Genomic DNA, 26,970 nt, shown 5'->3' on the forward strand with positions numbered 1-26,970 from the left:
ATAACAGGACGCTCCGGCGTCCTTTTTTTATGGGTGAACCATGAGCTTTAACCAGGACATTCAGGCGCTGGAGCCGGGCCAGCTGGTGCAGCTGATAGAGATTGACGGGACGGATTTTGGTCTGGACACCGTGCTCCGCTTCCACGCCTACAACCTGCCTACTGACGGCTGGGCCTCGTTTGCCGCAGAAAACCTGCCCTCAATAATCTGGCAGGGCAATGAATACGATCCGCACCCCTACGAACTCACTGGCGTGGAAATGACCAGCACCGGATCACAGCCAACACCAAAGCTGTCGGTCGGTAACGTGGGTAACTACGTTACCGCGCTGTGCCTGCAATATGACGACATGGTGAAAGCGAAGGTAAAAATTCATACCACACTGGCGAAATATCTTGATGCGGCAAACTGGACGGCGGGCAATCCCAACGCCAACCCACAGGAAGAACGTGTACAGCTTTTTTACGTCAACGCAAAAACGGCGGAGACGCGGGTACAGGTGGATTTTGAGCTGTGCTCACCGTTTGATATCCAGGGGCTGCAACTGCCATCCCGGCAGATAACGCCAGTCTGCACATGGTGTATGCGCGGCTGGTATCGCACTGGCACCGGCTGTGATTACAACGGCACAAAGTATTTTGCAAAAGACGGCTCAGCAACATCCGATCCGTCAAAAGACATTTGCGGCGGCAGGCTGGCCGACTGTAAGGCACGGTTTGGCGACGATCAGCCCCTGCCGTTCGGCGGCTTCCCGGCAGCTAATCTCCAGGGGAAATAATATGCGTGAAAAACTGCTGGCGGCGATACGTGAGCATGTCGCTGCCGACTATCCGAAGGAAGCCTGCGGGGTGGTTGTGCAGGCAAACAGTGGTCAGATTTATATTCCCTGCCGTAATACCAGCGAGAAACCCACGGAGCATTTTACTCTGGCCCCGGAGGATTATCTTTCTGCTGAAACGCAGGGCGAAATATTAATGATTATCCACTCCCACCCGGATGTGACGCAGCTTATCCCCTCTGAAATGGACCGCATTCAGTGCGACCACAGCGGGGTGGAGTGGGGAATTATGTCGTGGCCTGACGGAGATTTCTGCACGATATCACCGCGTGGGGATCGTGATTTTACCGGGCGTCAGTGGGTGCTGGGCCATGCCGACTGCTGGACGCTGATTATGGATTACTATCGGCAGACGCATGGCATAACGTTGAATAACTGGTCGGTGGATTACGAGTGGTGGCTGAACGGTCAGGAAAATCGTTACGACGATAACTGGCAGGCTGAAGGATTCATTGAGGTCAGCCAGGCAGAGATGCGCGGGGGCGATATGATCATGATGCAGATCGGCGCACCGGTCACAAACCATGCGGCGATTTACCTGGGTGACAATATCATTCTTCACCATAACTTCGGCAACCTCTCTACCCGCGTTCCGTATGGCGATTACTGGCGAAACCGCACCGTGCGTGTGGTGCGCAGAAAGGAGTTAATGGATGCTTAAAACACTGATGCTTAAGGGCGCAATGGCGCGTAAATTCGGCAAGGTTCACCGCTTTCACGTTGCCGACCTGCGGGAAATGCTGCGGGCGATGTGCTCACAGGTTCCGGGCTTCAAACATTACGTGTCGAATGCGCACCTCAATGGTGTGCGATTTGCGTTCTTCAGCGGGAAAGAAAATATCGGCCTGGCTGAATTTGAAATGTCCGGCTCTGCCACAGAGTTTCAGATGATGTCCATCGCTGAAGGTGCAAAGCGAGGCGGTACGCTACAGATAGTGATCGGCGCAGTGGCTCTGGTCGCGGCATTTTTCACGGCGGGTGCGTCATTTGCGGCTTTTGCGGGTATCAGTGCTGCGGCAGCGGCCACGGCCACAACGGCGCTCACCGGTCTGGGCCTGTCCATGCTGCTGGGTGGGGTGGTGCAGATGCTTACGCCGCAGTCCAGCTACAACGTGGGCGCATCATCCAGCACAGACAATAAACCGAACTATGCCTTTGGTTCCCCGGTTAACACCGTGGCGATGGGATATCCCGTACCGGTACTTTACGGCCAGCGTGAAATCGGCGGGGCCATTATCAGCGCGGGCAGTTTTACCAGCGATCAACAGTAATAACCAGAGAGATAAAAAATGGAAGAATTAAAGTTTGGTGTTGAAGAAGGGGTTGGTTCACCCCCGGAGTCAAATTTGAACCTAGAATATTTTATTCAGCAACTTCCCTTACGGGAAAGTGGGGCTATCCCCTTCTTCAATGGCGTGATTCAGCCTTTTGGTGGCTTCCCAGAGGCTATGGAATACAGTATTAAGGCACTTCCAGACGTCAGTATCTCCGTGACCATATGCACTGAAGGTGATTCTGATTCTGTGTCCTTCACACTCGTGAACCGGAAGCGAGATGAACTCTGTAGGCGCAAGCTGGATGTCAATGAGAGCATCGAAGAAGTCGGACCTTTCTACCTGCAAATAAAGAGAAAGCATTCTCATTAACCAGGTGCTGAGATTAACATCACAATTATGATTGTGCTCGCGAAAAAAGAATTCTAGACGCCCATCGATCTTATGAGAGAATTTAAATAGTTTATCATTATTGGGAATTATGGAATCCCTGAGTGCGCAATCGTTAGTTTCGAGGTGGCTTCCATTTCCATTAATCCATTTCAGGAATGAATAAAATGTCTGAACAGCTTCCTGTTCGTCATGGGGTTTAAAGTCTTCAAGAGACTGGTTTATCAGTGATGGGTTTGAAATAAAATCGTAATACATCCCGCTGCGTTCTGTATAAGCGGTTATGTTCCATGGGTGTGTTCTTCTATCATTTTCCAGATTACGTAGTGGATCAAAGTTTACCAGCATAACTTTACCTTACCAGAGGTAATCAGCCATTCCTCATCATTGTGTGCGCCTGCGCCCCAAACGCAGACGGGCTGAATACTCAACATATCCTTAAGTATCTTTCTGTAACATCCTGATATTCGATCAGTAATTAACCTTGGCCGCTCATTGCGGCCTTTTTTATGGGTGCAATATGCGACTTCTCGACGGTGTGACCATCCACGGCAGTAAAGGCGGCAGTAGCAGTGCGCATACGCCGGTTGAGCAGGCTGACGATCTGCTGTCGGTGGCAAAACTGAAAATGCTGCTGGCAATCTCTGAGGGTGAAATTCAGGGCGATTTAACTGCCCAGCAGATTTACCTGAACGATACCCAGCTGGCGAATGATGACGGAACCTACAATTTTACCGGCGTGGTATGGGATTACCGCAAAGGCACCCAGGATCAGACGTATATCCAGGGTATGCCGGAGGTTGATAACGAGATTTCTGTAGGTGTGGCGGTCACGCAGTCAGCGCCCTGGACGCGGCAGTATACCAACCTGTCGCTGGATGCCGTGCGTATCAAGTTAAGCTTGCCAGTTCAGTACCTCTATAAAGATAACGGGGATATGGTCGGAACATCGACGCAATACGCTATTGACCTTTCAACTGACGGCGGCGCATGGCAGACGGTGGTCGATGCGACTTTTAACGGTAAAACTACATCGGAATACCAGCGTGATCACCGTATTGATTTACCCACGGCCACAACCGGCTGGGCCATTCGTGTGCGCCGCATTACAGCCGATTCCACATCCTCAAAGCTGGTCAACGCTTTCAAAGTGTTCTCTTACGCTGAGGTAATCGACAGCAAATTACGCTACCCGCTTACTGCACTGCTGTACATCGAAGTGGACGCCAGCCAGTTCAACGGCAGCGCACCGAAAATTACCTGTAAGCCCAAGGGGAAAATTATTCGCGTACCGACCACCTATGACCCCAACACCCGCACCTACAGCGGCACCTGGCAGGGGGATTTTAAGTGGGCCTATACGAACAATCCGGCGTGGATTTTTTACGATATGGTGCTGGATAAGATTTTCGGCATGGGAAACCGCGTCGATGCGACCATGATTGATAAATGGGAGCTGTACGCAATTTCGCAATACTGCGATGAAATGGTGTCGGATGGTGCTGGCGGAAAGGAGCCGCGTTTTACCTGCAATGTTTATCCCCAGAGTCAGGAAGATGCGTATACCGTCCTGAATGATTTTGCAGCCATATTCAGAGGGATCACGTTCTGGGGCAACGACCAGATTTATGTGAAGGCCGATGTTCCGCAGGTGGACAGTAACGGCAATGTGTCCGTGGATTTCGTTTATCACTCATCCAACATGATCGATGGATTTCCGACTTATGCCGGGGGAAGTTACAAAAACCGTTACACCTCGTGCCAGGTCAGCTGGTCCGATCCGCAGAATCATTACAGCGACACGGTGGAGGGTGTTTACGATTCTGATCTTGTAAGCCGTTATGGCGTGAACGAAACATCACTTACTGCGATTGGATGCACATCGCAGAGTGAAGCGCACCGACGCGGGCGCTGGGCTATCCTGTCCAATGCGAAGGACGGTACCGTTTCGTTTGGCGTGGGGCTGGATGGTTATATCCCGTTACCTGCTGAAATCATTGGTGTTGCCGATCCGTTCAGGGCTGGCAAAACCAACGGCGGGCGCATCAGCGCGGTAAATAACCTGAATATCACGCTGGACCGTGCCGTTGACTATGCCGCAGGAGATCGCCTGGTGCTGAACCTGCCGGACGGCACCGCACAAACCCGCACTATTGCCAGCATCAGCGACGATAAAAAAACGGTGACGGTGAATACCGCATTCAGTCAGACGCCGGTAACTGGTGCGGTATGGGCCATCGACAGTGACAATCTGGCGATTCAGTATTTCCGGGTGACGTCCATCAGCCAGAACGACGATGGCACATTCACCGTGGCCGGAGTGCAGCACGATCCGAACAAATACCGTTATATCGATGACGGGGTGCGGATTGAGGCAGCGCCGATCACGGTGACGCCTGTCAGCGTTCTGAAAGCACCGACCAATATCGTGATTAGTGAGGTCAGCTTTGTGGAGCAGGGGCTTTCGGTCGCTTCCATGAACGTGACGTGGGACAAAGTTGAGGGGGCGATTCGTTACGTAGCACAGTGGCGTAAAGATTCCGGCGACTGGATCAACGTCAGCCAGACCAGCGCCCAGGGTTTCAGCATTCAGGGAATTTATACCGGTGTTTATGACGTTCGGGTACGTGCTGAGAATGCGGCGGAGGTGTCCTCGCCGTGGGGTTATGCGGAATCCACAACGCTGACGGGCAAAGCTGGCAAGCCTGGAACACCGGTCAGCCTGAGCGCCACCGATAATGTGGTGTGGAATATCGACCTGACCTGGGCATTCCCTGACGGCTCTGGTGATACCGCGTACACAGAAATTCAGGTAGCGACAACGGCGGACGGTCAAAGCCCTCAGTTTCTGGCCTATGTGCCTTACCCCGGTGTCAGCTATCAGCACGGGCCGATGCCAGCTGGCGTTCGCCGCTGGTATCGCGCCCGGCTGGTTGACAAAATTGGCAATACCGGTGACTGGACGGCGTTTGTCGCGGGCATGTCATCAGCCGATGCAACCGCGCTGCTGGGCGATATTACCGAAAAATTCCTCACCGCAGAGGATGGTAAAGCGCTGGTGGCCACGCTGGAAACCAACCCGGAATCCATTCTGCAAAACGTGATGGCAAACTATGACAGCGTTACACAGTCATGGGCGCAGTACGGCGAGAATAAGGCGGGGATTATCCAGGCGCAAAAGGTGGCCGCTGATGCAGAAAGTTCTGTCGCACAGCTGGAGACGGATGTCACCGCAAGTTTTACTGCCACCAATGCTGCCGTATCGGCAAACGAGGCGGCAATACAGCAGAAAATGACCGCCTATGCTGACGCCTCTGGCGGCTCCGCAATTTATACCCTGAAGGCGGGCATTAAATACGCTGGCACCAACTATGATGCCGGTCTGTCAGTGGCGGTCACTATCAACGGTTCGTCAGTCGATACCCGCGTTGCCATCAACGCTAACCAGTTTGTTATCGTCAGCGGAACGGGTGGAAATATCTATTCGCCATTCGTCGTTAAGGACGGGCAGACACTTATCAATCAGGCGTTTATTGGGGATGGATGGATCACCAATGCGATGATCGGGAGCTATATCCAGTCCAATAACTATGTTGCCGGTTCTGTTGGATGGCGGTTTGGTAAGGATGGAATACTTGAAATCAATGGCGTAGAATCTGGAAATGGGTCTGTAAGGTTAACTAATGATGGGCTGAGAGTTTATGATAAGAATGGCGTTGTCAGGGGTATTGTTGGCAAGTATTAGTATTTCAGGATGCTCAGAAAATACAACAAGGGAAAAGAATACTGACTGCGCTATCTCTTACAAAATGAATACCTTTCCCAGTGATACTGAAATTAAGCTACATGTGGAAAAAATAAGGTATGATAGGTTTGGTCGACTTTCAGTCAAGCCAAAGAAAGTGCAAGGATTATCTTTCTTTGGTTCAGGATGGTTATCCCCAGGAACTTTCAAAAACATAAACTGTGAGTAATTATGTCATATGGCGTTAGAGTTTATGATGATAAAGGCGTTGACATAACCGGAGCACTTACTCCGGTTTTCTTTATTGAGTCGATATCAGCATCTTCAGGACAAAGAAGTTATGGTACTCCACCGCAAGGCAAATCTTTAAAATATTTAGCATCATCAATATTTAGTCAGCCAGCAAATTCATCCACTCCACCCACCGTTAATATATCTTCTTCAGATGTAACATGGAGTGGTTTATCAAGAGGGAATATAATTTTTTATTGGGGCTGAGCATGTCATACGGTTTACAAATTATGAAGGATGATGGAACACTATGGGTGAGTCCTGAAGTGACTCCATTAAACTTTATAAGTAAAACACAAATACAGGCAACTGAAGGTGCCTCATATCAGTCATCAGTGCCGAGTAGCAAGAATGCAGTTTTTTTCGTCAGATATAATGCAGTAGGAGTCGTTTCGTTTGACGATTCTGATATTAATGGCTATAGAGGATTAACGGTTAAAAAAACGCTAAATGTATCTACGGTTGATATTTACTGTTTTGCTAATTTGGCGATAAGGAAATCTGATTATGGTATATTCATATTCAATTCATCTGGTGAATTAGTGTATTCATGTGACATGAAACCGTTGGAAATTAAATCCACCGGGATTAGCGTTTCTGGTGACGGAACTATCATAGATATGGGGACTCCGGTAGCAGTGATGCCTTTTTTTTCTGGAAGGACATCACAAAGCAATTCGAGCTTGGGTGGTTATAATATTTTTGATTATCATACAGGCGCTACTGGTAACAGCGTCCTTAACAGACGATTACAGATAAGTTCTGGAGCAAGCGGCGGCGCTGGATTCGCCTATCAGAACACCGCATTTTATATTGAGACAAATATCTACGACTCATAAGAAAGATAAATATTATAACCATGCCCAGCCCGCAAAATGCGGGTTTTTTATTGCCCGGAGAAACGCATGTCAGCAGGCACACTCGCAGTAACTAATAATTCAGCAGCGGTTAACGGAACCGGAACAGCGTTTACCACTGATCTGAAAACCGGTGATTTCATCGGCGTTATCATCGGTGGCGCTCCTTATACTCTGGTGGTTTCCGCAATCGCGTCAGATACATCACTCACCATTGGCACGGCGTACACCGGCCCGGATGCCAGCGGCATAGCCTGGTACGCTGTTCCCGCCACGCTTCAGGTTGCCGTCACTCAAAAAGTGCTGGATGACGTTGCCCGTATGACGCGGGGAATGATTCTGGATAAAGCCAACTGGCAGCAGTTCTATTCGGCTTCTGGCAACATCACGGTTAATTTACCAGATAACACGAATGTGACCGGACTCAGCTGGCCTGCCATGCAGCAAGCAATTAACAATGGCATCAACGGAAAAGCGGCCAGCGGCGCTAACAGCGACATCACCTCTCTATCCGGGCTGACTACAGCGTTGTCTGTAGCGCAGGGCGGGACGGGACAAAAAAGCGCCCAGGCATTTCTGACTAACGCCGGAATGATCAGTACCTACAACAGTTTCACACTGCCATTTACCGACAGAAACATGCGTGTGGTCGTTGATTCTGTTGTGACAACAACGAACGCATCAGGTGAAGGGACCGTGAATTACCCAAACACGTTTGCAAATGTCTGTATTGCCTGTATTCCCGTTATAGCCTACCAGGCGGGCATCAGCATTATGGTAATCAACTACAACAGCAACCGAATAACGGGATTTGATTATGCCGTTTTTAACGGGACAAACAGGCAGACAAACAGCACAGTGCGCATCAACTACATCGCAATAGGATTCTGACATGTCGAAAAATATGTACAGCTTAAAAACTCTGGGATTTTATCCGGCAGACGAGGAAGGGCAGAAGCCATACGTTGAAGCGGGAACCCTTCCTGACGACCTGAAACCCATCAGCGATGAAGATTACACAGCCTTCTTCAATCCCCCTTATGGCTACTATGGCTTATTTGATGAGACTGGCCCGCACCTTGAGAAAAACCCAGAGCCTGATCCCGCGATTGAAAATTTACAGAAGGCGCAGACAGAGTACGATTCCGCGTCTGAGCACATCACAGCACTGCAACAGCGCATTGATGATGACGATTACAACGACACGAACAATGAGGAATATGTGAAAGCCGAAAAAGCGATGTGGACGACTTACCGCAAGGCGCTACGTGCTTACATTGCTGCGGGGGATGGAACAAAGGAATTACCAACAGCGCCGGACGACGCGGGGTCATAAACTGTTATGCCCGTTGCGCCGGGCTTTTCTTCTTAACGATTACGGGCGATTAATTAAACCTCATGCTGTACACTACAGCGCATAAATTAAAATCGTGTACATGTATGAGTACATATTTAGGGATTTTGCAATGACTGACCTCTCTAATTCATTGGAAATAAAGCGACGCCGCACTTTTGCCATTATCTCCCACCCAAACAAATCCACCTATCTGTAATCATACAGAAATATATAAAATTATATTCAAAAACCCCTGACAACCCCGCATCACGCCTGGTCTCTCGCTATGATTCCTACATAATTATTCGTAATCATTCTTAATTATCCTTTTTGCTATTCGCTCAATTGAGTACATAATTGTGGTCATTTTCTATATATGTACACGGGGGAAGCATGGCCTTATCTGACTCATGGCTCAGGAGCACGCACGGAAAGGAAACAGGAAAGGTTGTCGTTAAATCAGATCGTGACGGACTGTCAGCCCGTGTAAGCGTCAAAGGACGTATAGCCTTTCAGTTTCGCTATCGATGGAATGGAAAGCAAGAGAGGGTTGATATTGGAACATACCCGGCCACCTCTCTGAAGGAAGCAAGAGATGAAACGGTCAGATTTCGTGGTGAACTGGAGGCAAACAGGAATCCACGTATGCTAAAAAAGATGGCAAGGGATGAGGCATATAAGATTGCCACCGTGAAAGATGTTATTTCCGAGTGGCACCACAAATATTGTATAGACCATAAAAAGAACCATGCAGAATTGTATCGGTCTTTTGAAATTTATCTCTTTCCCCGCATTGGCCAATATACCCATGACGAAACGACTTTACACCACTGGCTTGACGTTCTTGAGCCATTGGCTAAGTCAGTTCCTGCAATTGCTGAGCGTATACTCATCAATGCCAAGCAGGCCCACAAATGGGCATACAGGCGCAAGCTTTCAACAGCACAGCCGATCCGTGATATTGGCCTGCCTGATCTTGGCATCAAAAAGAAAGACCGCGACAGGGTACTTTCAGACGATGAGATTGTAACAATCTTCCGCGCAATGGAGGCCAGCAGAATACACATAAAATATCAGCTACTGGTTAAGCTGTGCCTTCTGTTCGCCTGCCGGAGCGGAGAATTAGCTTTTGCCGAACGATCACATTTTAATATGGATACTATGGTCTGGATCATACCCCCTGAGTTCCACAAAACAGGAGTTTCGTCAGGAAAGCCAATCATCAGGCCGATCATACCTGAAGCAGCCGGGATGCTTGAAGAGCTGTTTAAGCTTAATGTTAAAAGTAGATTTCTGATTAGGAATGAGAAAATAGATAAACCTGTAGGCAGATCGACGCTCTCCGACATCCCGGAATACATCAGGGTGTCCGCAAAACGTCATCTTGAAGAGGATTTGGCACACTGGACGCTTCACGATCTCCGCAGAACAGCGCGGACAAACTTCTCTCAGTTTACCGAGCCGCACATTGCGGAGATCATGTTGGGCCATAAATTGCCTGGGGTGTGGCAGGTATACGACAGGAGTGATTATCTTGATGAACAGCGTCGGGCTTATGCGCTGTGGTGGTCAAAAGTAGAGTCTCTGGTTTATGGCGAAGGTAAAATTGCAGTTTTATCCCTATCTTCCTGATATGAAAGAATTTCAGAGGTCCGAAAAGTCAGTTTTCCTCTGTAAATCGGGCTTGGAAAAAGTGGGTGGTTCTGCAAGCCGGTTCGCCGGTTTTTGCTCACCCATTGCCTTACGGTGTTGGGCTGCACATGGAAAATATTTGCCACCTCATGAACATTCAAATATGGCTTAGACAGTGCTTCTTCAGTAGTCATGATTACCTCTGATTAAAAAGTTTCTGCCAGATAGCTGAGACATATTTAGCCTGATGAATAACATCAGCCAGTGCATTGTGGCGTTCCCCGGTGAACGGCATTGCTTTCTTCGGGTCAAAACCCAATTGTCGGCCCAAATGAACCATCGTCCTTACATCCAGATCGTTATACCATTCCCAGCAAGGCTTCATATTGCAGCGTTCGAATGCACCGCGCAGGATCACGTTATCGAAGCTGGCTCCGTTACCCCACACCATTAATCTTCGGGCATTCTCAGCGTTCTGATCTACAAAACTGATTAGGGCATTAAGAGCTTTTTTAACTGGAATGGCATCTTCAGACGTTAGCGCGGCGCGGGCCTCTGTGCTTTGCTGCATCCACCAGAGAATTGTTTTACTATCTACTACGCCGCCAATAGCCATATCGCTATCCAGCTTCACGGTAACGGAAAATTCAGCACCCAGTTCCGCAGTCCTTGGTTCAAAGAACACTGCACCTATCGCCACTATCGCTGCGTCTGGTTTATTGCTCATTGTTTCCAGGTCTATCATTAAATGGTTCATTTGATTTGAAAACTCCGTGAGAAAATAATTATTTAACCAACGCGATGGAAGCCCTTACTGCGCAGATTATAAATACAGCATCAAAAAAAGCCTCAGACCAACTCACGCATCACCTTCCGGCTCCGGTGCCGCTTCAAGCATTGCGCTGTAGATATTGTCGAATTGGACACAGAAAGCGGTATCATCTTCTTTATCAAAAACCACATCATCGCATTCCATCGCCGCTGCTAACATCTCATCTGTCGGCTCAACTGGCACCAGTCGCCACCCATCCGGTACTGCTGGCGCTGGGGAAACGGAATAGAGCGGTTTCACCTCTACTGTGAATCCAGAACACTCGTCAGGTTTTCTTTCGTCAAGCCCGTACGCCCAGGGATAGACAGTGCCGCTCAACGTGTTTATTAAACGATGGGCATAGCAAGCTGGCTTAGCCTGAAGCGCGGCCAGAGCTATTTTTTGCCGCTTTATCTGGCTTTCAAAGCGCGATAAATCTGTGGTATGGCCTTTTAGCCGTGCTATGTATGTTTCCAGCACGTCTATAGTTTCCTTGGTGTCTTTAATCAGCGCCTGCCGTTCTTCATTCGTCATCGCTCTTGCTCCCGTTGTTGAGGCGCAGCACTTCAGCGCGGCAGGCGTTCCACCCATCGTTATAACCGACTACTTCGAGTTGTTTTGGCAACTTATCAGGCACGGCAACCGGGGCTGGTGGTACTGGCTGGGTGAATATGGGAAGCGACTGATTGTACTCGCCAAATTTAGGTTTATCTGACCAGCTTCCGCCCGTCTTAACTCCACGGTATTCGCGTAACGAGTCCGGGTCGATATAACCGACAGGTTCCTGCTCCCGCAGCGCAGCCAGCTCATTGATCAATCGGTCGCACTCTCCGTTGCGCTGGTCGATAACAGCCTGCTGTTCAGCAATCCGCGCCGCCTGCATCGCAAACTTACGGACCAGATAATCTGGTATTTCCTCATTTACACGCAGGTCACCCGGCAGGCATTTACCCTTCAAAATTCCGCGCATTTCATTAGCTGTAACTGTCATGCTGGCTCCTTAATTAATGCAGATTCCGCAAGACGTTTCCCTGCTTCGGTCAGTACGACCGGATACCAGGCGCTGTTTTGTTTCACCTTCCCACTCATGAATTTCACCAAACTAAGACGAAACAAAACTGGCACCGATGGTGCTGAAATATCATCTGATACAAACGCGATTCGGACGCTAATCCTACATTCAAGCGCTTCTTTACAGTCACCTCTCAACTTATATTTTCGACCAGATAACATGCGGCGCAGGGTGTAAATTTGTGCGTTAGTTAGCTTCATCCTTTCCTCCCCGGCTTACTGAACAGCCACGGCTGTTGTCTGAGCGGTAGTGTTTTTTCGTATGGGCGCTGGGTCATGAATCACCTCCAGTGCGTTCACGAAATGATTTCCCAGCTACATCAGGATTAATTCCCGCGTCTTCTGCGGCTATATCAATCAGAATCTGCTTAACGAAATCAATGGCCTCTGCATCACTGTCAGCCTGAATTTCTAAGCGTTTCGCAAGTTCGCGGGGAAACGCTTCTCCTTTCGCTAAAATACCCTCTAACCAGCGCGAGAAAGTCACGCTTTTAGTTTTGAAGAAAAAGTTCACGGTAAGATCACGCATGCTCGCCTCCCTCGGTCAATGACATTAACCAGTTTCGGATAACGCGATATTCATCATTACGATACGAACCATCGGCATAGATGAACGGAAGTCTCAGGTTGTGCCCATTGCGTCGCAGATATTCCTTGCACCCTGACTCTGTAAAACATGCCGTGACAAACACGTCGATTTCCTGCATTGCGTACCGGTCATATCCGCGAGTATCCCGCCCATCTTGATAAAGCAGTTCCAGTCTAAGGGCTTTGAGGGGGGCAACCTCTTCGCCTTCCCAGACCCATGCAATGCGGCTAGGCGAATGCTCATCACTGCCGATGATTTCCTGTTTTTGGAAGACGACAAACATTGGCTGGTCAGTACAGCGGTTATCCTGCTCACGCAGGTGTTTGGCTATCTGATAAAACTCTGTAGGGATGGCTATTGAATCACGCATGGTCACCTCCCTGCTCACCGGCGCGGATCTCGTTAAAGCGCTGCATGAACCTGACAAGAGCCTGGCGAGGCGAAAGAGGGGTAATTAACATCGGGGCCGGATCGATACCCTCAAGGATCGGCCAGGGTGTGCCATCATCAAGGCCGAACTCCCGGCGTTCTGTCGCCAGCATTACCAGATCGGCATGCTTAACGGGATCGCTCATTGCTGGTGGAAGGTTGTACTTCTCCGATATCGCCAGCTCCACGCTGCTGAGAATGGCCCGGTAATCTGGTATCAGCGATTTCAGCGGTGAATTAACGTCGCTGCAGTAGGCTTCAGCCGCGTCATGCATGAGGGCTTCAAAGGCGAATTCTGGCGGCACCAGCTCACTGACCAATACCGAATGCTGAGCCACGCTGTAAAAGTCCGGCACATGTCCGGTAAAACGGCAAATATTCGACAGCGCTGCTGCAATGTCTTCGATGCAAATTGATTCCGGCTTAATGTCGCAGAAATTGAAATGCTTGCCTGTGAGGGTCGTAATCCAGCTCATTTTTTTTCCTCAGTTTCTACAGGAGTACGAACGGCAGCGCGTAGTTCTCTAATATTGAACCAGGCGTCTCTGGGTACGTTTTGCATTAGTGATATAAAGCCAGCCATATTCATTACATGGCTTTCTTCTTCGCCCATCAGTTCAACGGCAACATCGCGCATGCGCTCATAAACAGGTTCGATTTCTTCACCGCTTAACCCGCTACTTTCCAGCCATCCCCGCAGCTCTTTAGACTCCAAGTATTCCCTCACCAGGCTCTTGGCTTTGAAGATGATCTCCGGCATCACAACGACTGCTTCAGGGTGTTCAAAGGAATCAGTAGCCCAGACGTGGGCAAACTTCGATTCACTGAATGTGAACTCATCTTTATCTCCGAACGCTGCGGCAGCACACGCCCACAGTTCGACACTTGAATTGATGAGATCAGCTTTCTGCAAAGGTAATGTTTCTTCAGCGGTTCCATTCACGGCGTTTTGTGACTCTGGAACGCTGGTAATATTTTCCGGGCTGTTGGATTCAGTGTCGGATTGAATACCCTGGCGGTACTCGGCAAGAATGCGATTAATCTCTTCAGCGGTTCCATCTGTCAGGATCAGGCAATCACCGTTGCTGCTGCTGAAAACCGAGTCACATAGCAGTTCCAGCACACGCCGGGCTTTACCTGCATTGAATTGAGGTTTAGCAATGCTCTTTGTGATTTTCTTTTTCCCAGCATCCTCGGCTTTTTTCATTAACCGCGCCGCTTCACGATCTGCATAAACACCATGTTCGCGTGAGATATTTATTGCCAGCGCATAATTCAGTGAACCAGAACGGACCAGGCTTTTGAGGTAAGGGGAGCATTCATTGAGCTGGATGTGCTGGAGAATATCGGATTCAGACCTTTTAACCTTTTTGGCTATTTCGGCATTGGTGAACCCCTGATTTTGCAGGCGCGTATAAGCAGTACCGCGTTCTAATGGTGTTAATGCAAGTCCCTGAGAGCTGGTGATCATAAATGCGATTTTGTCTGCTTCACTACCGACAAAGTCTTTACACTCAAGTCGAATAATCTCGTGACCCATTTCAACAGCAGCGAGCGCACCAAAATATCGGTGGTGGCCGTCAATTACTTTTACTCCCTGCTCAGTTACTTCAACGGCCAGCGGAGGGAGATATTCTCCGGCAATAAAAGCATCACGGAATTCTTCAACGTGCGGCTTATTTAATTCACGAACGTTATAACCTTCTTCGGCATATATTTCAGCCAGCGGAACCATGAAGGTTTTTTTAGTCGTAAGCCCTGAATCTTTGTTGTTATAAAGCTGACCTAAGCTTGCCATAGTCTTTCTCCTGAAAATAAATGCTTTGCTATGCGCCACTATAAGCGGCGCATAAAACAACACTCAGCTGGTGGCTCAGACTGAGCCTTCAAAGACCGGAACATCAGCTAACTGATTTTCCATATCGACAATGATTTCCTGAAATGCGTGTTCCACAATTTTTTGTGGCTCAATTAGTTCATACCAGAGGACTAACTGAGCATCACGTAGGCGATAACGAATGCGGGCATCAACCTGATAAGGCGAACCATTATGGAATGGTGATATGGCCAGGCTGATTTTTTCGGGCAGAGATGTATTCCCGGCTCCGGATTTTTCATCGCTGTACGACATCTGGTAAGTTCCGTCGTGCAGGCGGCGTACAGACTTAAATTCAGCTTTACGTGTTTCCTGAAATGCAAGAACCATTTCCAGCAAAGCTGTACCAGATGGCCCCTTATAGTCATCGCTTACTGGCGCAACGTTCTGGATGTGATTTTCAAGAAACTCTGCAAAGTCGGTCTGGTTCATCGCTTTCTTATCGCGACCAGCCCACTCTTTCCAGTCGTCGGAGAACGGGCAGTCGTAATAGGCTTTATGCTCTCCCCAGTTCGCTGCTGATGCTGATTCGTGATAATCAAGCACTGCCACAATTTTGGTATTTTCTTTATCCGCAAAAACTACTGAACGCTCATCTTTAAACTTAGTGATATAGGCGATCAGTGAGGCAGGCGAAATAAGTCGGACACGCTGACGAATTCTTGATGGTGAAAGCTGATGGCTTTCCAGCGACTTCAGAGAATAGTTATCAGGCAAAGCAATCGCCGGAATTTCTGTTTTTGGCACAAGACTGATAGCCGTCAGATCGCGAATTTCGGACACAAGAGTGCCTTCAACATCTTTCATTGAATATTCCTTACAGGTTGTGGAAAAGTTTTTGTTAAAAATTACTGGCTGTTTTGCAATTTAATAGGTGCTGCTGCATGGGTTGGCTTGTCGATAACGCGCAAATCCAGTTGTGTCTGGCTGGGATCGTCGCGCAACAGTTCGCCGTCAGCTGTTGAAAACATAATCGTATCAGCGCGATCCAGTTCCGGGATGGTTCGGGCTACTTTTGGCGTTAACTTCATCGTGTTTTCATCACGAGCGTTCAACATCGAACAGTTAAGAGTTAACGTTACCGCACCTTTTTTCCCTGTTTCGCGCACGGCTTTAATTACTTCTGCCAGCGCTTCAGTTAATTCAGTATCAAGGGTGCCACGGTTGATATAAGCCAGTTGCTGGCTGAATGGAGTGCATTTATTTTCAGACATAAAATTGCCTTCTTCAGAGTGGATTGCCTTTCTGCGTAATGAGCCTGCCAATCCAGCTCTTGCGCAAAACCGTAATGATTTTGGGTTTTCGTACTGCCTGCACACCGCGTGTAACGCGCATAAGGTCAGTAAACACAGGTTGTTGGAACATATCATTTCCTTAAGCTTTATTACTTTTAAGGCGTCCGGCAGGAATCGAACCTGCGCACGGGCAGGGTGTCCCAGCACATCACCTGATCGGACACAAAAAGGACGGTTATCCGTCAGAACATCATCCTCGCTCCTCCGGTTTGGTTGGTTTGAAGACCGGATAACCGCCAAGACTACACACTCATGGTCAGGTGCCCATTACGCCGGGCCAGCGTCACCCTGGTGAGGCAAGTGGAAGGGCACTGCCTGAACGTACTTTCGACGCTATACCCATCGTCAGCACACAGAACCCTTCCTGTTGCATCATGAACGTGCCGGGATTTTTAGCCACGCCCGGCGCGTGGTATTCTCTTGGTTCCTACAACCAAGGAGGATTTTATACCGTGAGAAATTTAAAGCGATTGCATGGAATTACTTTCACTGATAGCAACTTTAAAGACAGCAAAGTGTTAAACGCTTTTATTTATGAAACAGAAAATAATGGCGAAATAGACACATATGCAGATCAGGAAAACGTTCAGTGGCTGATAACAAAAGCAAATATGGAAAACCTGTATTCTCAACTTAAAATAGCGCTCGGAAAATCTAATTAATCTGCCCTAATGCCCTTCGGGCTTCCAAAACCCCCGGGGCAAAATCATCAATGAAGCCCACGATAGTTCCGCTTTCCAATGCAGCGGCGTATTCATCAGCAAGTGCTGCATTTTCTGCATCTTTAACCGTGTTGCCAGTTGGTTTGCGAAACAGGTAAATCATTACGGGCACATCGCGCAACGTTCTTTCATCAAGTGTTTGTTTTCCTGATTTCATCATCTTTTCCTCGTCGGATACTGGATTCATCTCAGCCCCCTTAACAGAAAAGGGACTGACATAAATCGTTGTGTTTCCGTATTGCCGTTGTTCTGGTTCGCCACGGTTCCGACGCATGGTTTAGAGTCGCGCCGTTCGACTTGATAGGATGAATTAAACTATATGTTTACTATGCAGTCAACATTGAGTTGATAAATATTTTGTTTATACTTTGAGTTTGATGATAAAGGATTGAATTTTAGATATAAAAAAACCGGCACTAAGCCGGTGATTTGGATTGCGGTGGGGTTAATCTTTACAAACGTCGTCAGCAGAAATAAAGCGTGTGGCTTTGATTATTCCTGACACAAAATGTACTTTTTCGACCTGATCCACAGATAGGGTAAAGGGTTTATGGTCGTTGTTGATGCTGGTAAATTGATAGTCTCCAGAACGATTATAATTCAACAGCTTAATCATATTATGACCGTCTTTTGTACGTATAAACACTTCATCGCCAGAATGTATGGTCGTGTTGGGTTCAATGACTACAAATTCCCCTGATTGTATACGAGGCCACATACTATCTCCCCGGACGCGAACTCCGTAAGCATCCTTATCTTCGCTATAGATTCGCAACCAGCCAGCATGGAATTCCATCATATCAATTAAACCATCCATTCCTAAAACAGCATCGCCTATTACAGGAATTAGACCGTCTTTTAAATTTCCAACGATCTCGACTTCAGAAGTAGTTGGAGTGCCCCCTTCGCCCAATATCCATGACAAATTAAGCCCTGTTTCAGCAGCAATTTTTATTGCTGAATCCTTACCTATTTCGCCTCGTTTGAACCAGTTGTTAACGGCCTGGGGGCTTACGCAAGCTATACGTGCAAGTTCTGCCTTACTCAAACCTGTAACGGCGATAAGTTCATCTGGTCTGGTTTTATCCATGTCAGTAATCACATCTGTAATTTTCATCCCTCATTGTAAACACTATGTTTACCGTAAGCTATAAACTAAGGGTTGACGTATTTATAAACTTATTGTTTAATTCATCGAAATGAATAAACAGGAGATAGACAATGTCTGCACTTGGAAAAGCGATTAGCGCAGCTGGTTCAGCTCGCGCATTAGCTTTCAAGCTTGGTGTTTCACCAATGACCATAAGTTACTGGCAACACCGATCATCAGGAATTGTTCCTGCTGAAAGAGTTATCAGTATTTTCGAAGCTACTGGTGTAACTCCTCATGAATTACGTCCGGACCTCTATCCGAGCGCATCAGATGGCATCGCAAATACTAACCGTATCGCACTTGGATAGTAACTACCAAAGGAAAATCAACATGGTAGGAATCAAAGAAGCAGTAAAGGCAATGTGCAAAGCATTTCCAGGTGGACGATCAGCAATGGCCGGGGCGTTGGGAATGTCTTTAGAGAGCTTTAACAACAACCTGTATGAAAAAAATGGATGTCGGTTCTTCGAAATCCATGAGTTAGAAGCGATGGAAGACTTTTCAGGTACGAGTGCTATCGCGGATTACTTCGCCCGCCGACGCGGCGCGTTGCTGGTGGATGTGCCCAAATTCGAAGACCTGGATCAAGTCGAACTGTTCAGCAAGGCCGTTAAAACAGCTGCCATGCGTGGACATGTCGATCAGGTCATCGAACAGGCTTTGAAAGATGGCGTGATTGACGATTCGGAAGCCAGTGAAATTTCCCATTATCACCGTAAGCACCTAGCGGCCAGAGACGAAGAGGTTAAAGCCATTCTGTCTGTATTCGGTCGCCAGCGGAAACCAAAGACGTGAATTAATCGCCTGGGATTTACACATGCATCCAGATGAGTATGCAAACACAGTCATGCCCACAGCATTTGCTCGTGAGGACAAGGCCTGGATACAGGAACAGTTAGGACAACTGCCTATTGGAATGCGGGGAAAAATTGCAGCGGCATATGCGCAGGCGTACCAGGAAGCGTTTGACGCGGAGCCAGTGTCATTCCGTCAGGAGAACGCAGCCAAGCGAACGGCAAACAAACGGCTCAGAGAGTTTTGCAAGCGTTCCAGCCCGGCCATCCGGGGATATACGGTAAAACCGCCTACGGTACGATAATTTTGATTTTGAATGTCCAGACGTTTAGACGGCCAATTGTTTTCATGCATGGGGGAGAGGGGAAGGGTAAGAGGGGGGAAAGGGGGGTGATCGGGTTGGGGTGTGGGGGCAGGAACAGCTTTTCCAGAGAAGGTGATCTTAAAGGGATCACCATAGAGTGACCGCCGACAGACGTTTAGACGGCTAAATAAAAATAATCATTTCAGGAGGGGCAATGCTAAGTATTCAACCACGCGAAAAACAGATCGTTGCACTTAACAAGTTGCGGGCCAGCTGGAAACAGCACAATTCATTCATGATGTATGCGCCGGTCGGGTTTGGAAAAACTGTGATTGCCGCACTGATTACTGATGGCTTTGTTACCCGGCAGTTGCGCGTAATGTTTGTTGCCCCGTATACAGTTCTTCTGGACCAGACTGCCAAGCGATTCATTGAGTACGGTCTGCCCGCAGAAGAAATAAGTTACGTCTGGTGCGATCACCCATCTTACAATCCTAACAGCCTGATCCAGATTGCATCAGCCGATACGCTCATTCGTCGAAAATTTCCGGATAACATAGACCTGCTGATCATTGATGAGGCCCATCTTAAGCGCAAAAAGCTTCTGGAAGTGATTACCTGGTTAACAAGTGAAACCAATGTGAAAGTTCTGGGCCTTTCAGGCACTCCGTTCGCTAAGTTTCTGGGAAATTACTATCACAAGCTGATCAAGCCCACCACGATGAAAGAGCTGATCCAGATCGGCGCACTCAGCAAATATGAATTCTATGCCCCATCACAACCTGACCTGTCATCGGTAAAAACGTCTGCCCAGGCGGGTTACGGTTCGGACTACAACGAAGAGCAGATCGGCAAAATCATGAGTGAAGCCAAGCTTGTTGGCGACATTGTGAATAACTGGCTGGAGAACGGCGAGAACCGTCCAACCATCTGTTTTTGCGTCAACGTCGCTCACGCCAATTTTGTAACGGTTGAATTTACTTGTGCTGGCGTGGCGGTGGAGGTTATGACGGCCAGCACACATCATGACGAGAGACAGCTGACTATCCGCCGCTTTGAGCAGGGCATTACAAAAATCATCGTGAATGTTGGCGTACTGGTGGCAGGTTTCGACAGCGATGTTCGCTGCATCATTTTTGCCCGACCTACCAAATCACAGATTCGGTGGATTCAGGTTTTAGGTCGTGGCCTGCGCCCTGCGCCTGGAAAAGACCATTGCCTGATCTTCGATCACAGTGGGACCGTCAATAAGCTGGGTTACCCGGATGATATCGAATATGACTACCTGCCCGCAGATTCTGATGGCATGGAAGATGCCCCTGTCCGCGTTGAACGTATCGATGAACCTGAGCGCCTGCCAAAAGAATGTACCCAGTGTCACTACGTGAAGCCTGTCGGTGTATATATCTGCCCGATGTGTGGATTCAAGCCGCTGGCCGGAGAGGATTTCGAAACTGATCGCAGCCGCAAATTAACCAAAGTCAAAAAGAACCAGACCACGTTCACCACTGAGCAAAAGCAAAGCTGGTGGTCGCAGATTCTCTACTACCAGCGTTCCCGTAGCGCCCAGGGGAAACCCGTCAGCGATGGATGGTGTGCGCATACCTACCGACAGAAATTTCAGGTGTGGCCTAAAGGACTGCACCGAACCCCGCAGGAACTGACACCAGAGGTCAGCAATTTTATTAAGTCAAAGCAGATCGCATACGCGAAGGGCAAACAGACGCAGAAAGGTAACGCAGCATGAATACAAAACAGGCCGCTATTGGCCGCTGGAGTGAAATTTTTGAGTATTACCAGTTACCGGCCATCACAGGCAAAAACCACTTCAAAGGTGCCTGTCCACTGTGTGGGAAAAAAGGCAAATATCGTTGTGATGATTATAACGGAACCGGCTCATACATTTGCGTCTGTGGTTCGGGTGATGGCTGGGCGCTATTGACAGCTGCCACCAGGAAAGATTTCAAACAGCTGGCAGCAGAGGTTGACCAGCTGATTGGTAACACCTTTGAAGCCCGCTACACAGATGGCCCGCGTGAAAAATCGGAAGTAGCAAAACAGCGTGAAGCGGTAAGCCGGAAATTTTCAAAACTCGTGCATTTGAAAGATACCGGTGCCGATTATTATCTGCGTGACAGGGGGATTAATGCTTTGCCACAGGATCACGTCCGTTTCTGTGAAAAGCAAAAGACTTCAGGTGGTGATTTCCAGTCTATTTATGCACTGGCTACGGATGATAAAGGAGAACTCTGCTATCTCCACCGTACGTTACTTGACGGCGATAAAAAGGCGGATATTGGCGGTGCAGCAAAGAAAATGCTGAAACTCCAGAACGACACGTATCTTGATCATGCCCGCTCGGTTGCCATTCGTATGTTTCCGCCTGCCAGCACACTTGGTATAGCGGAAGGAATCGAAACCGCGCTGTCAGCGCATCAGATAACAAAATGCAACACCTGGGCAACGCTGAACACCACATTCATGAAACGCTTCCGGGTTCCGCTGGGAGTGAAACACCTCATTATTTTTGCTGATGCCGATACGAACGCGGCAGGTCACGCTGCGGCATTCGAGTGTGCAAGGGCGAATCTGCATGAAAAAAATGACCTTCAGCAGGTTTCCGTTCGCTGGCCTCGCAGTGGCGATTTTAACAATCTGCTGGTTGATGGTTCGGAAGTTTATGAATGGATTTTCCACAGGGGGAGCAAACATTGAATTCTGCAATTACCAGGACACTGACCCACCTGAAAACTAACCCCGGTTCAACTGTGGCACAAATCAGTGAGGCGACAGCAGTAAGTAAAAAAACGGTTCAGGACATTCTGAATGATCTGATGGCAGCTGCGGAAGTGGAAAAAATCATCCAGGCCGGTCTGATGGCTGTTTATTTTTTAAGAACTGCTTCTCCACTGGAACAACGTCTGAATGATGCCCGTCAGAAAGCATTAGCGCTGGAAGGTAAAAAGTTGTGGCACCGCGCCGCCCGTCAATGGCTCGTCGCTTTTGATATTGCCCGACAGGTTCATGACAGAGAAGAGATAGCCCGCAGGCGAGAGAAGTGTATCCGTCATGCCAGGGCTTCTGTTCCAGTGGGGTACTTTGAGTGAAGAAACCAAAGGCAAAGGTATACAAGGCGAAGAAGTGCGCCCAGTGCGGTAAGACCTTCACACCTGATCGTTACCTGCAAAAGGTCTGTGATCCTGTTTGTGCAGTAGCCTATCAACGCGCAGCCAGAATGCGAGTTGCTGAGCGCGTTCGAAAGGACAAGTTGAAAATCAGGAAGCTGGAAGTTAAACCATTGAGTTATTTCAGAGGAAAGGCTCAGACGGCCTTTAACGCCTACATTCGGGAACGTGACGCCGATGAACCCTGTATCAGTTGTGGCCGCCATCATCAGGGGCAGTACCACGCGGGACATTATCGGACCGTTGGCAGCAACCCAGAACTGAGCTTCGACGAAGACAATTGCCATAAGCAGTGTTCAGCCTGCAACAACCACAGATCGGGGAACCTGAGCCAGTACAGGCCAAACCTGATAGCGAAAATTGGTCAGGCGCGTTTTGACCGCCTGACAGGACCGCATGAACTGAAACACTACTCCCGGAAAGATTACGAGGAGATAGCAGCAATTTACCGTAACAAAATGAAAGATATTAAAAAAGAGAGAGCTGCATGAGTTATCAACTGATTTATGCCGATCCGCCGTGGTCTTACGGTAATACCATTAGTAACGGCGCTGCTAAAAATCATTACAGCACCATGAATATGACCGATCTGTGCCGTGTGCCCGTCTGGAAACTGGCAGCAGAAAATGCAGTTCTAGCGATGTGGTACACCGGCACACATAGTGAAGAGGCCCGCGAGCTGGCAAAGGCCTGGGGATTTAGTGTCAGAACAATGAAAGGGTTAACCTGGGTGAAACTGAACCAGCTTGCAGAACAGCGTTTCAATAAGCGGCTAGTGGAGCAAACCCTGTTTGATTTTAACGATCTTCTGGACATGCTCAATGCTGAGACGCGCATGAACGGGGGCAACCACACCCGCGCCAACACGGAAGATTTACTGATTGCGACCTGCGGAACCGGACTACCCCGCGCCAGCGCATCAGTTAAGCAGGTCATATTCTCCTGTCTGGGAGAGCACAGCGAGAAACCAGCAGAGGCCCGCTTCCGCCTGGAACAGCTCTACGGCGATGTAAGGCGCATTGAATTATTCGCCCGCGACAGCGTTGAAGGCTGGGATTGCTGGGGTAATCAGTGTGAAAGCGTGGTTGAAATGCGTCCGGGAACGTTTAACGAGGTGCAAAATAATGCGTGATATTCAGATGGTACTTGAGCGCTGGGGCAACTGGTCAAAACACCGGATTGAAAGTGACGTTGGATATTCAGCAATAGCTGGGGGCTTTAAAGGTCTGCTGCCTGAGAATGCCAGCGGTTTAAGTTGCACAGACAATGACGCGATGATTGTTGATACCTGCGTAGGCAGGCTCAAACAAAAGCGCCCAGATGAATATGCGTTGCTGGTGGACCATTACATCAGGGATATTTCAAAGCGGGCGCTGGGTCGCAAATTAAAGGTGTCAGAAAAAATGATCCGGATTAAGTTTCAGATGGCTGAGGGATTTATCGACGGATGTCTGTCGATGCTGGATGTTGAGTTGGAGATGGAAAGCACTTTTTAAAGATGGAAGCCCACACCGTTGTGGGCAATTCAATTAGTTGCTCACAGGTAGAATTTGTTCATCAGTTTCAGGAATGCACCTACGATAGCTATTATCCCGCAACAAACCGAACTTGTAATAAATGAGTAGTAAAAAGCAGGTATCCATCGAGACAGATCGTGATTACCGTTTTCAAAGAATTCATACGCCTCACTGTCTCTGCTCAGGAAAAAAATTCTCTTTTTTTTCATTAATCCAAGGAAGAAGTAGGTCATAGGTCCGGCACCAAAGAATCCTACAAGGCAGTGGAACGAGTACGGCGCAGGAAATGTATAGTTCTTCTGAAACTCCTCAAGAAGTCTGTAATATTTTTCCCTGTGCAGGGCGTACACAATAATGGATGTGGCAAAACTGACTAAACACAGCCCAATAATAAAAATACCGGTTAATTTAATGACCATCTATATGCCTGTGAAATTATAAAACGCATCAACACCCCAGTTCATAAATTCGCCTCCTGCGTAGCCAGCAGCAACTGAACCAATTGCTGCACATGCAACACCACCTGCACCTGCGGTAACTATTCCAACAGCAGCACATATCCCCATTCCCGCCACTGACCCCATAGCACCAGCACCCACGCTGGCGGCGGTTGATAGCCCAAATTTAGTGTACTCTTTAATAGCGTATTTGCCGCACTCCGCTTCGCGCCCTGTAGTACAGGCATTCACCACATCATTCGTCGTTCCGGCAAACGAAAATCCAATGCCAATATAACCGCCCATCTTCAGGAAACGTGCCGCTCTGGCCGCATTACCCACATAGTAAGAATAACCGGGAATGCCACTCAGCCCAGACGTTGACCACTCATGTACAATAGATTTGCTGGAGAGATTTAACGCCCGTTTAAGATTCTCATACTGCCGGAATTTAACAACATAACGCGCCAGCGATTTTAACAACGGTTTATTGACCAGCTCTTTCAACTGATTCAGCAACTGATTACGCTCAACAAAAAATTGTTGACTAATCAGCGTTCCTTGAGTGCGGAACTGATTCTGGTAGCTGGCCTCAATCTTTTTCAGTGTCTGCTCAATAGCTCTGAAATACCGCTCCCCCGCGTCTCCAACAGTGCCGAAAATCTTATCACCTGCCCCGGTCAGTGCGGCAATCATCCCATAATGTTTATGCATAAAACTGGCATCCTCAGTGTTCACGCCAATAAAAGCGGAATTGGTCTGGTTCTTTGCCTGCCGGAGCATGTAGAGCATATGCATTGTAAGCTGAGTAGGCGTCTCCGGGTCGGCCACAATCAGGATCTGTCCGGGCTTCAGATACTGCGTATCTGCGTTGAGTTTCATAAAAAGCTGGGAAGCGGGGGAGCGAATATCCCTGAACAGTTCCCTTGCCTGGTAATCCAGCGTACCGGGTCGTTCCACCACACAATATCCGGGGGCTATATTACGTGCCATGCGTCCTTTCTCCGTCCATTAATGATTAATCAGTGATGATTGCCAAACGTGGTAGTGCCACAGATGAAAAAATCTTGCGTTTAATATAAATAATTCTGATGCGGTCCGCAAAAAGTGTTGTAACCTGCTAAGAGTGGTTACTTTGACACACCGCTTAACATCGAAACCTTGCCAATCGGCGGTTTTTTTGCTTTCTGTGTTCAGATAAGAGTTGCTGGTTTAATGAGTCAGAGTTATTTGTGTGTCACCTGACAAGATACGGAAATAACCATGTTAAAACATACACCTGTAACAGAGAACGCAGAAGCAGTCCTGCACTTCCTTCCTTCCGAATGGACAACCCCAGGCGATATTTCCCGGATAACGGGCATGGCTATGCCGTGCTGTCAGTTAATACTGACGCAGCTGGCAATGGCGGGGCTTGCGGAAGACAAATCAGGAGAAGGTAATCAATTCAGACGCTGCGAATATTCGCGGTAACATGCTGTGAAATGGGCGGCTGGTGGATGTTGGTAGCATCCGACCAGCCATTCACCCGTTTGAGAAGTCACGGGCGAACCACGGCCCACCGCTTAGTCGACAAGCGAGAATGAGCCTATCAGATAAGGCCCATGCTATCCATGAAAAATACTGGTTATCCATCCAGTTTTACGTTAGTTAACGCTGACTCTCTTACTTACATCAGAACGTTACCAGATGACTGCATCGACCTGATTGCCACAGACCCGCCGTATTACCGCGTTAAATCCTGCAAGTGGGATAACCAGTGGGAAAGCGTGGGTGCGTATCTTGCGTGGCTGGATGAAATGCTGGCAGAGTTCTGGCGGGTATTGAAACCTTCCGGCAGTCTGTACATGTTCTGTGGTTCACGGCTGGCGGCTGACACTGAAATGCTGGTGCGCCAGCGATTTGACGTGTTGAACCACATCATATGGGCCAAGCCATCCGGCCCCTGGCGGCGTCAGAATAAAGAAAGCCTGCGCTCTTTTTTCCCGTCAACAGAACGGATCATCTTTGCAGGACACTATGCCGGACCGCTCAGGCCTAAAGGCGACGGCTACGCAGTAAAATGTGCCACGCTCAAACAGAACGTGTTTCGCCCACTTATCGATTATTTTCGCTCTGCGCGTGAATTGCTGGGCGTGTCTGCAAAAGACATCAATACTGCGACAGGCCGACAGATGGCCAGTCACTGGTTCAGTGAGAGCCAGTGGCAGTTTCCGAATGAGGAACAATATCTGTTGTTGCAGGCGCTGTTTGACCGTATAGCCATAGAAAAACGGCAGGGGGCCGCTCTTACCATCCCACACAATGAGCTACAGCGGCAGCACCAGACGCTAAGTCGGGAATATCGTGACCTGTGCATTGAGTTTGAATCCCTGCGCCGACCGTTCTCTGTTTCGGTTGACGTGCCGTATACCGATGTCTGG

General features: G+C 48.5%; 33 protein-coding genes. 19 read left to right on the top strand and 14 right to left on the bottom strand.

The features are described 5' to 3' along the window. The first annotated feature begins 40 nt into the window (after positions 1 to 40). The 9 genes from AC3RPL_RS03000 (at position 41) to AC3RPL_RS03040 (ending at position 10,363) form a co-directional block, all read left to right on the top strand. Positions 41 to 778, top strand: coding sequence for a phage minor tail protein L (locus tag AC3RPL_RS03000; RefSeq protein ID WP_490738925.1), 738 nt, complete (start codon positions 41 to 43; stop codon positions 776 to 778). Between the two features lies 1 nt (position 779). Continuing rightward, complete coding sequence (locus AC3RPL_RS03005) at positions 780 to 1,499, top strand: C40 family peptidase (protein ID WP_490738926.1); 720 nt, start codon at positions 780 to 782, stop codon at positions 1,497 to 1,499. Next, entirely contained in the window at positions 1,492 to 2,109 is a 618-nt protein-coding gene (locus AC3RPL_RS03010; RefSeq protein ID WP_490738927.1) for a tail assembly protein, read from the top strand. The genes AC3RPL_RS03005 and AC3RPL_RS03010 overlap by 8 nt, the downstream gene beginning before the upstream one ends. An 18-nt stretch (positions 2,110 to 2,127) precedes the next feature. Beyond that, positions 2,128 to 2,484, top strand: a complete 357-nt coding sequence (locus AC3RPL_RS03015; protein ID WP_490738928.1) for a hypothetical protein — start codon at positions 2,128 to 2,130, stop codon at positions 2,482 to 2,484. A gap of 538 nt (positions 2,485 to 3,022) precedes the next feature. Then, positions 3,023 to 6,247, top strand: coding sequence for a TipJ family phage tail tip protein (locus AC3RPL_RS03020; protein ID WP_490738929.1), 3,225 nt, complete (start codon positions 3,023 to 3,025; stop codon positions 6,245 to 6,247). A gap of 452 nt (positions 6,248 to 6,699) precedes the next feature. After that, positions 6,700 to 7,377, top strand: a complete 678-nt coding sequence (locus AC3RPL_RS03025; protein ID WP_490738930.1) for a DUF6453 family protein — start codon at positions 6,700 to 6,702, stop codon at positions 7,375 to 7,377. Between the two features lie 66 nt (positions 7,378 to 7,443). Continuing rightward, positions 7,444 to 8,286, top strand: coding sequence for a hypothetical protein (locus AC3RPL_RS03030; protein ID WP_490738931.1), 843 nt, complete (start codon positions 7,444 to 7,446; stop codon positions 8,284 to 8,286). Position 8,287: 1 nt separating this feature from the next. Next, on the top strand, positions 8,288 to 8,731 hold the full coding sequence (locus AC3RPL_RS03035; RefSeq protein ID WP_490738932.1) for a tail fiber assembly protein: 444 nt from the start codon (positions 8,288 to 8,290) through the stop codon (positions 8,729 to 8,731). 393 nt (positions 8,732 to 9,124) lie between these two features. Beyond that, positions 9,125 to 10,363, top strand: a complete 1,239-nt coding sequence (locus AC3RPL_RS03040; RefSeq protein ID WP_490738933.1) for a tyrosine-type recombinase/integrase — start codon at positions 9,125 to 9,127, stop codon at positions 10,361 to 10,363. A gap of 196 nt (positions 10,364 to 10,559) precedes the next feature. On the opposite strand, the gene AC3RPL_RS03045 is transcribed toward AC3RPL_RS03040, so the two are convergent. The 10 genes from AC3RPL_RS03045 to AC3RPL_RS03090 all read right to left on the bottom strand — a co-directional run bounded on the left by AC3RPL_RS03045 (position 10,560) and on the right by AC3RPL_RS03090 (position 16,353). Then, on the bottom strand, positions 10,560 to 11,120 hold the full coding sequence (locus tag AC3RPL_RS03045) for a 3'-5' exonuclease (protein WP_490738934.1): 561 nt from the start codon (positions 11,118 to 11,120) through the stop codon (positions 10,560 to 10,562). Between the two features lie 102 nt (positions 11,121 to 11,222). Further along, on the bottom strand, positions 11,223 to 11,708 hold the full coding sequence (locus tag AC3RPL_RS03050; RefSeq protein WP_490738935.1) for a hypothetical protein: 486 nt from the start codon (positions 11,706 to 11,708) through the stop codon (positions 11,223 to 11,225). After that, positions 11,698 to 12,165 carry a YfdS family phage-associated protein gene (locus AC3RPL_RS03055; protein WP_490738936.1) on the bottom strand — a complete coding sequence of 156 codons (468 nt, stop codon included), beginning with the start codon at positions 12,163 to 12,165 and terminating at the stop codon, positions 11,698 to 11,700. Before AC3RPL_RS03055 ends, AC3RPL_RS03050 begins: the two co-directional genes overlap by 11 nt. Next, complete coding sequence (locus AC3RPL_RS03060; protein ID WP_490738937.1) at positions 12,162 to 12,446, bottom strand: hypothetical protein; 285 nt, start codon at positions 12,444 to 12,446, stop codon at positions 12,162 to 12,164. The genes AC3RPL_RS03055 and AC3RPL_RS03060 overlap by 4 nt, the downstream gene beginning before the upstream one ends. A 73-nt stretch (positions 12,447 to 12,519) precedes the next feature. Beyond that, positions 12,520 to 12,774, bottom strand: coding sequence for a hypothetical protein (locus tag AC3RPL_RS03065; protein WP_490738938.1), 255 nt, complete (start codon positions 12,772 to 12,774; stop codon positions 12,520 to 12,522). After that, positions 12,767 to 13,204 carry a hypothetical protein gene (locus AC3RPL_RS03070; RefSeq protein WP_490738939.1) on the bottom strand — a complete coding sequence of 146 codons (438 nt, stop codon included), beginning with the start codon at positions 13,202 to 13,204 and terminating at the stop codon, positions 12,767 to 12,769. The genes AC3RPL_RS03065 and AC3RPL_RS03070 overlap by 8 nt, the downstream gene beginning before the upstream one ends. Beyond that, complete coding sequence (locus AC3RPL_RS03075) at positions 13,197 to 13,739, bottom strand: HD family hydrolase (protein ID WP_490738940.1); 543 nt, start codon at positions 13,737 to 13,739, stop codon at positions 13,197 to 13,199. The genes AC3RPL_RS03070 and AC3RPL_RS03075 overlap by 8 nt, the downstream gene beginning before the upstream one ends. Continuing rightward, positions 13,736 to 15,061, bottom strand: coding sequence for a ParB/RepB/Spo0J family partition protein (locus AC3RPL_RS03080; RefSeq protein ID WP_490738941.1), 1,326 nt, complete (start codon positions 15,059 to 15,061; stop codon positions 13,736 to 13,738). The genes AC3RPL_RS03075 and AC3RPL_RS03080 overlap by 4 nt, the downstream gene beginning before the upstream one ends. 75 nt (positions 15,062 to 15,136) lie before the next feature. After that, a complete protein-coding gene (locus AC3RPL_RS03085) occupies positions 15,137 to 15,946 on the bottom strand; it encodes a YfdQ family protein (RefSeq protein WP_490738942.1) in 810 nt (269 codons plus the stop codon). 41 nt (positions 15,947 to 15,987) lie between these two features. After that, on the bottom strand, positions 15,988 to 16,353 hold the full coding sequence (locus tag AC3RPL_RS03090; protein WP_490738943.1) for a YfdP family phage-associated protein: 366 nt from the start codon (positions 16,351 to 16,353) through the stop codon (positions 15,988 to 15,990). A 341-nt stretch (positions 16,354 to 16,694) separates the two neighbouring features. On the opposite strand from AC3RPL_RS03090, the gene AC3RPL_RS03095 reads away from it, so the two are divergent. After that, positions 16,695 to 17,096 (top strand): hypothetical protein, encoded by a 402-nt coding sequence (locus tag AC3RPL_RS03095; protein WP_490738944.1) that lies wholly within the window; start codon positions 16,695 to 16,697, stop codon positions 17,094 to 17,096. Here AC3RPL_RS03095 and AC3RPL_RS03100 read toward each other — a convergent pair. Next, positions 17,089 to 17,343 (bottom strand): hypothetical protein, encoded by a 255-nt coding sequence (locus AC3RPL_RS03100; RefSeq protein ID WP_490738945.1) that lies wholly within the window; start codon positions 17,341 to 17,343, stop codon positions 17,089 to 17,091. The genes AC3RPL_RS03095 and AC3RPL_RS03100 overlap by 8 nt on opposite strands. A gap of 258 nt (positions 17,344 to 17,601) precedes the next feature. Then, complete coding sequence (locus AC3RPL_RS03105; RefSeq protein ID WP_490738946.1) at positions 17,602 to 18,273, bottom strand: S24 family peptidase; 672 nt, start codon at positions 18,271 to 18,273, stop codon at positions 17,602 to 17,604. 104 nt (positions 18,274 to 18,377) lie between these two features. On the opposite strand from AC3RPL_RS03105, the gene AC3RPL_RS03110 reads away from it, so the two are divergent. From AC3RPL_RS03110 to AC3RPL_RS03145, 8 genes are all read left to right on the top strand, one after another. Further along, entirely contained in the window at positions 18,378 to 18,617 is a 240-nt protein-coding gene (locus AC3RPL_RS03110) for a transcriptional regulator (protein WP_490738947.1), read from the top strand. A 22-nt stretch (positions 18,618 to 18,639) separates the two neighbouring features. After that, positions 18,640 to 19,104 (top strand): YmfL family putative regulatory protein, encoded by a 465-nt coding sequence (locus tag AC3RPL_RS03115; protein WP_490738948.1) that lies wholly within the window; start codon positions 18,640 to 18,642, stop codon positions 19,102 to 19,104. 518 nt (positions 19,105 to 19,622) lie between these two features. After that, positions 19,623 to 21,155 (top strand): DEAD/DEAH box helicase, encoded by a 1,533-nt coding sequence (locus AC3RPL_RS03120; protein WP_490738949.1) that lies wholly within the window; start codon positions 19,623 to 19,625, stop codon positions 21,153 to 21,155. After that, positions 21,152 to 22,123: a DUF7146 domain-containing protein gene (locus AC3RPL_RS03125; RefSeq protein WP_490738950.1), complete on the top strand. Its 972-nt coding sequence runs from the start codon at positions 21,152 to 21,154 to the stop codon at positions 22,121 to 22,123. The genes AC3RPL_RS03120 and AC3RPL_RS03125 overlap by 4 nt, the downstream gene beginning before the upstream one ends. Beyond that, positions 22,120 to 22,515, top strand: coding sequence for a MarR family transcriptional regulator (locus tag AC3RPL_RS03130; protein ID WP_490738951.1), 396 nt, complete (start codon positions 22,120 to 22,122; stop codon positions 22,513 to 22,515). The genes AC3RPL_RS03125 and AC3RPL_RS03130 overlap by 4 nt, the downstream gene beginning before the upstream one ends. Then, entirely contained in the window at positions 22,512 to 23,084 is a 573-nt protein-coding gene (locus AC3RPL_RS03135) for a recombination protein NinG (RefSeq protein ID WP_490738952.1), read from the top strand. The genes AC3RPL_RS03130 and AC3RPL_RS03135 overlap by 4 nt, the downstream gene beginning before the upstream one ends. After that, positions 23,081 to 23,725 (top strand): MT-A70 family methyltransferase, encoded by a 645-nt coding sequence (locus AC3RPL_RS03140; protein WP_490738953.1) that lies wholly within the window; start codon positions 23,081 to 23,083, stop codon positions 23,723 to 23,725. The genes AC3RPL_RS03135 and AC3RPL_RS03140 overlap by 4 nt, the downstream gene beginning before the upstream one ends. Continuing rightward, positions 23,718 to 24,089 carry an antiterminator Q family protein gene (locus AC3RPL_RS03145; RefSeq protein WP_490738954.1) on the top strand — a complete coding sequence of 124 codons (372 nt, stop codon included), beginning with the start codon at positions 23,718 to 23,720 and terminating at the stop codon, positions 24,087 to 24,089. Before AC3RPL_RS03140 ends, AC3RPL_RS03145 begins: the two co-directional genes overlap by 8 nt. A gap of 41 nt (positions 24,090 to 24,130) precedes the next feature. Here AC3RPL_RS03145 and AC3RPL_RS03150 read toward each other — a convergent pair whose 3' ends face one another. Both AC3RPL_RS03150 and AC3RPL_RS03155 read right to left on the bottom strand, forming a co-directional pair. After that, positions 24,131 to 24,529 (bottom strand): hypothetical protein, encoded by a 399-nt coding sequence (locus AC3RPL_RS03150; protein WP_490738955.1) that lies wholly within the window; start codon positions 24,527 to 24,529, stop codon positions 24,131 to 24,133. After that, positions 24,530 to 25,540, bottom strand: coding sequence for a hypothetical protein (locus AC3RPL_RS03155; RefSeq protein WP_490738956.1), 1,011 nt, complete (start codon positions 25,538 to 25,540; stop codon positions 24,530 to 24,532). It lies immediately after the preceding gene. 620 nt (positions 25,541 to 26,160) lie between these two features. Here AC3RPL_RS03155 and AC3RPL_RS03160 point away from each other — a divergent pair. After that, positions 26,161 to 26,970: DNA-methyltransferase (locus AC3RPL_RS03160; RefSeq protein WP_490738957.1), on the top strand; the 810-nt coding region annotated here is incomplete at its 3' end.

Source organism: Erwinia papayae (assembly GCF_058241465.1).

Excerpts from the sequence above, each read along its gene's own strand:
- AC3RPL_RS03000 (WP_490738925.1), top strand. The coding sequence starts at position 41 with ATGAGCTTTAACCAGGACATTCAGGCGCTGGAGCCGGGCCAGCTGGTG.
- AC3RPL_RS03005 (WP_490738926.1), top strand. The coding sequence starts at position 780 with ATGCGTGAAAAACTGCTGGCGGCGATACGTGAGCATGTCGCTGCCGAC.
- AC3RPL_RS03010 (WP_490738927.1), top strand. The coding sequence starts at position 1,492 with ATGCTTAAAACACTGATGCTTAAGGGCGCAATGGCGCGTAAATTCGGC.
- AC3RPL_RS03015 (WP_490738928.1), top strand. The coding sequence starts at position 2,128 with ATGGAAGAATTAAAGTTTGGTGTTGAAGAAGGGGTTGGTTCACCCCCG.
- AC3RPL_RS03020 (WP_490738929.1), top strand. The coding sequence starts at position 3,023 with ATGCGACTTCTCGACGGTGTGACCATCCACGGCAGTAAAGGCGGCAGT.
- AC3RPL_RS03025 (WP_490738930.1), top strand. The coding sequence starts at position 6,700 with ATGGAGTGGTTTATCAAGAGGGAATATAATTTTTTATTGGGGCTGAGC.
- AC3RPL_RS03030 (WP_490738931.1), top strand. The coding sequence starts at position 7,444 with ATGTCAGCAGGCACACTCGCAGTAACTAATAATTCAGCAGCGGTTAAC.
- AC3RPL_RS03035 (WP_490738932.1), top strand. The coding sequence starts at position 8,288 with ATGTCGAAAAATATGTACAGCTTAAAAACTCTGGGATTTTATCCGGCA.
- AC3RPL_RS03040 (WP_490738933.1), top strand. The coding sequence starts at position 9,125 with ATGGCCTTATCTGACTCATGGCTCAGGAGCACGCACGGAAAGGAAACA.
- AC3RPL_RS03045 (WP_490738934.1), bottom strand. The coding sequence starts at position 11,120 with ATGAACCATTTAATGATAGACCTGGAAACAATGAGCAATAAACCAGAC.
- AC3RPL_RS03050 (WP_490738935.1), bottom strand. The coding sequence starts at position 11,708 with ATGACGAATGAAGAACGGCAGGCGCTGATTAAAGACACCAAGGAAACT.
- AC3RPL_RS03055 (WP_490738936.1), bottom strand. The coding sequence starts at position 12,165 with ATGACAGTTACAGCTAATGAAATGCGCGGAATTTTGAAGGGTAAATGC.
- AC3RPL_RS03060 (WP_490738937.1), bottom strand. The coding sequence starts at position 12,446 with ATGAAGCTAACTAACGCACAAATTTACACCCTGCGCCGCATGTTATCT.
- AC3RPL_RS03065 (WP_490738938.1), bottom strand. The coding sequence starts at position 12,774 with ATGCGTGATCTTACCGTGAACTTTTTCTTCAAAACTAAAAGCGTGACT.
- AC3RPL_RS03070 (WP_490738939.1), bottom strand. The coding sequence starts at position 13,204 with ATGCGTGATTCAATAGCCATCCCTACAGAGTTTTATCAGATAGCCAAA.
- AC3RPL_RS03075 (WP_490738940.1), bottom strand. The coding sequence starts at position 13,739 with ATGAGCTGGATTACGACCCTCACAGGCAAGCATTTCAATTTCTGCGAC.
- AC3RPL_RS03080 (WP_490738941.1), bottom strand. The coding sequence starts at position 15,061 with ATGGCAAGCTTAGGTCAGCTTTATAACAACAAAGATTCAGGGCTTACG.
- AC3RPL_RS03085 (WP_490738942.1), bottom strand. The coding sequence starts at position 15,946 with ATGAAAGATGTTGAAGGCACTCTTGTGTCCGAAATTCGCGATCTGACG.
- AC3RPL_RS03090 (WP_490738943.1), bottom strand. The coding sequence starts at position 16,353 with ATGTCTGAAAATAAATGCACTCCATTCAGCCAGCAACTGGCTTATATC.
- AC3RPL_RS03100 (WP_490738945.1), bottom strand. The coding sequence starts at position 17,343 with ATGAATCCAGTATCCGACGAGGAAAAGATGATGAAATCAGGAAAACAA.
- AC3RPL_RS03105 (WP_490738946.1), bottom strand. The coding sequence starts at position 18,273 with ATGAAAATTACAGATGTGATTACTGACATGGATAAAACCAGACCAGAT.
- AC3RPL_RS03110 (WP_490738947.1), top strand. The coding sequence starts at position 18,378 with ATGTCTGCACTTGGAAAAGCGATTAGCGCAGCTGGTTCAGCTCGCGCA.
- AC3RPL_RS03115 (WP_490738948.1), top strand. The coding sequence starts at position 18,640 with ATGGTAGGAATCAAAGAAGCAGTAAAGGCAATGTGCAAAGCATTTCCA.
- AC3RPL_RS03120 (WP_490738949.1), top strand. The coding sequence starts at position 19,623 with ATGCTAAGTATTCAACCACGCGAAAAACAGATCGTTGCACTTAACAAG.
- AC3RPL_RS03125 (WP_490738950.1), top strand. The coding sequence starts at position 21,152 with ATGAATACAAAACAGGCCGCTATTGGCCGCTGGAGTGAAATTTTTGAG.
- AC3RPL_RS03140 (WP_490738953.1), top strand. The coding sequence starts at position 23,081 with ATGAGTTATCAACTGATTTATGCCGATCCGCCGTGGTCTTACGGTAAT.
- AC3RPL_RS03145 (WP_490738954.1), top strand. The coding sequence starts at position 23,718 with ATGCGTGATATTCAGATGGTACTTGAGCGCTGGGGCAACTGGTCAAAA.
- AC3RPL_RS03150 (WP_490738955.1), bottom strand. The coding sequence starts at position 24,529 with ATGGTCATTAAATTAACCGGTATTTTTATTATTGGGCTGTGTTTAGTC.
- AC3RPL_RS03155 (WP_490738956.1), bottom strand. The coding sequence starts at position 25,540 with ATGGCACGTAATATAGCCCCCGGATATTGTGTGGTGGAACGACCCGGT.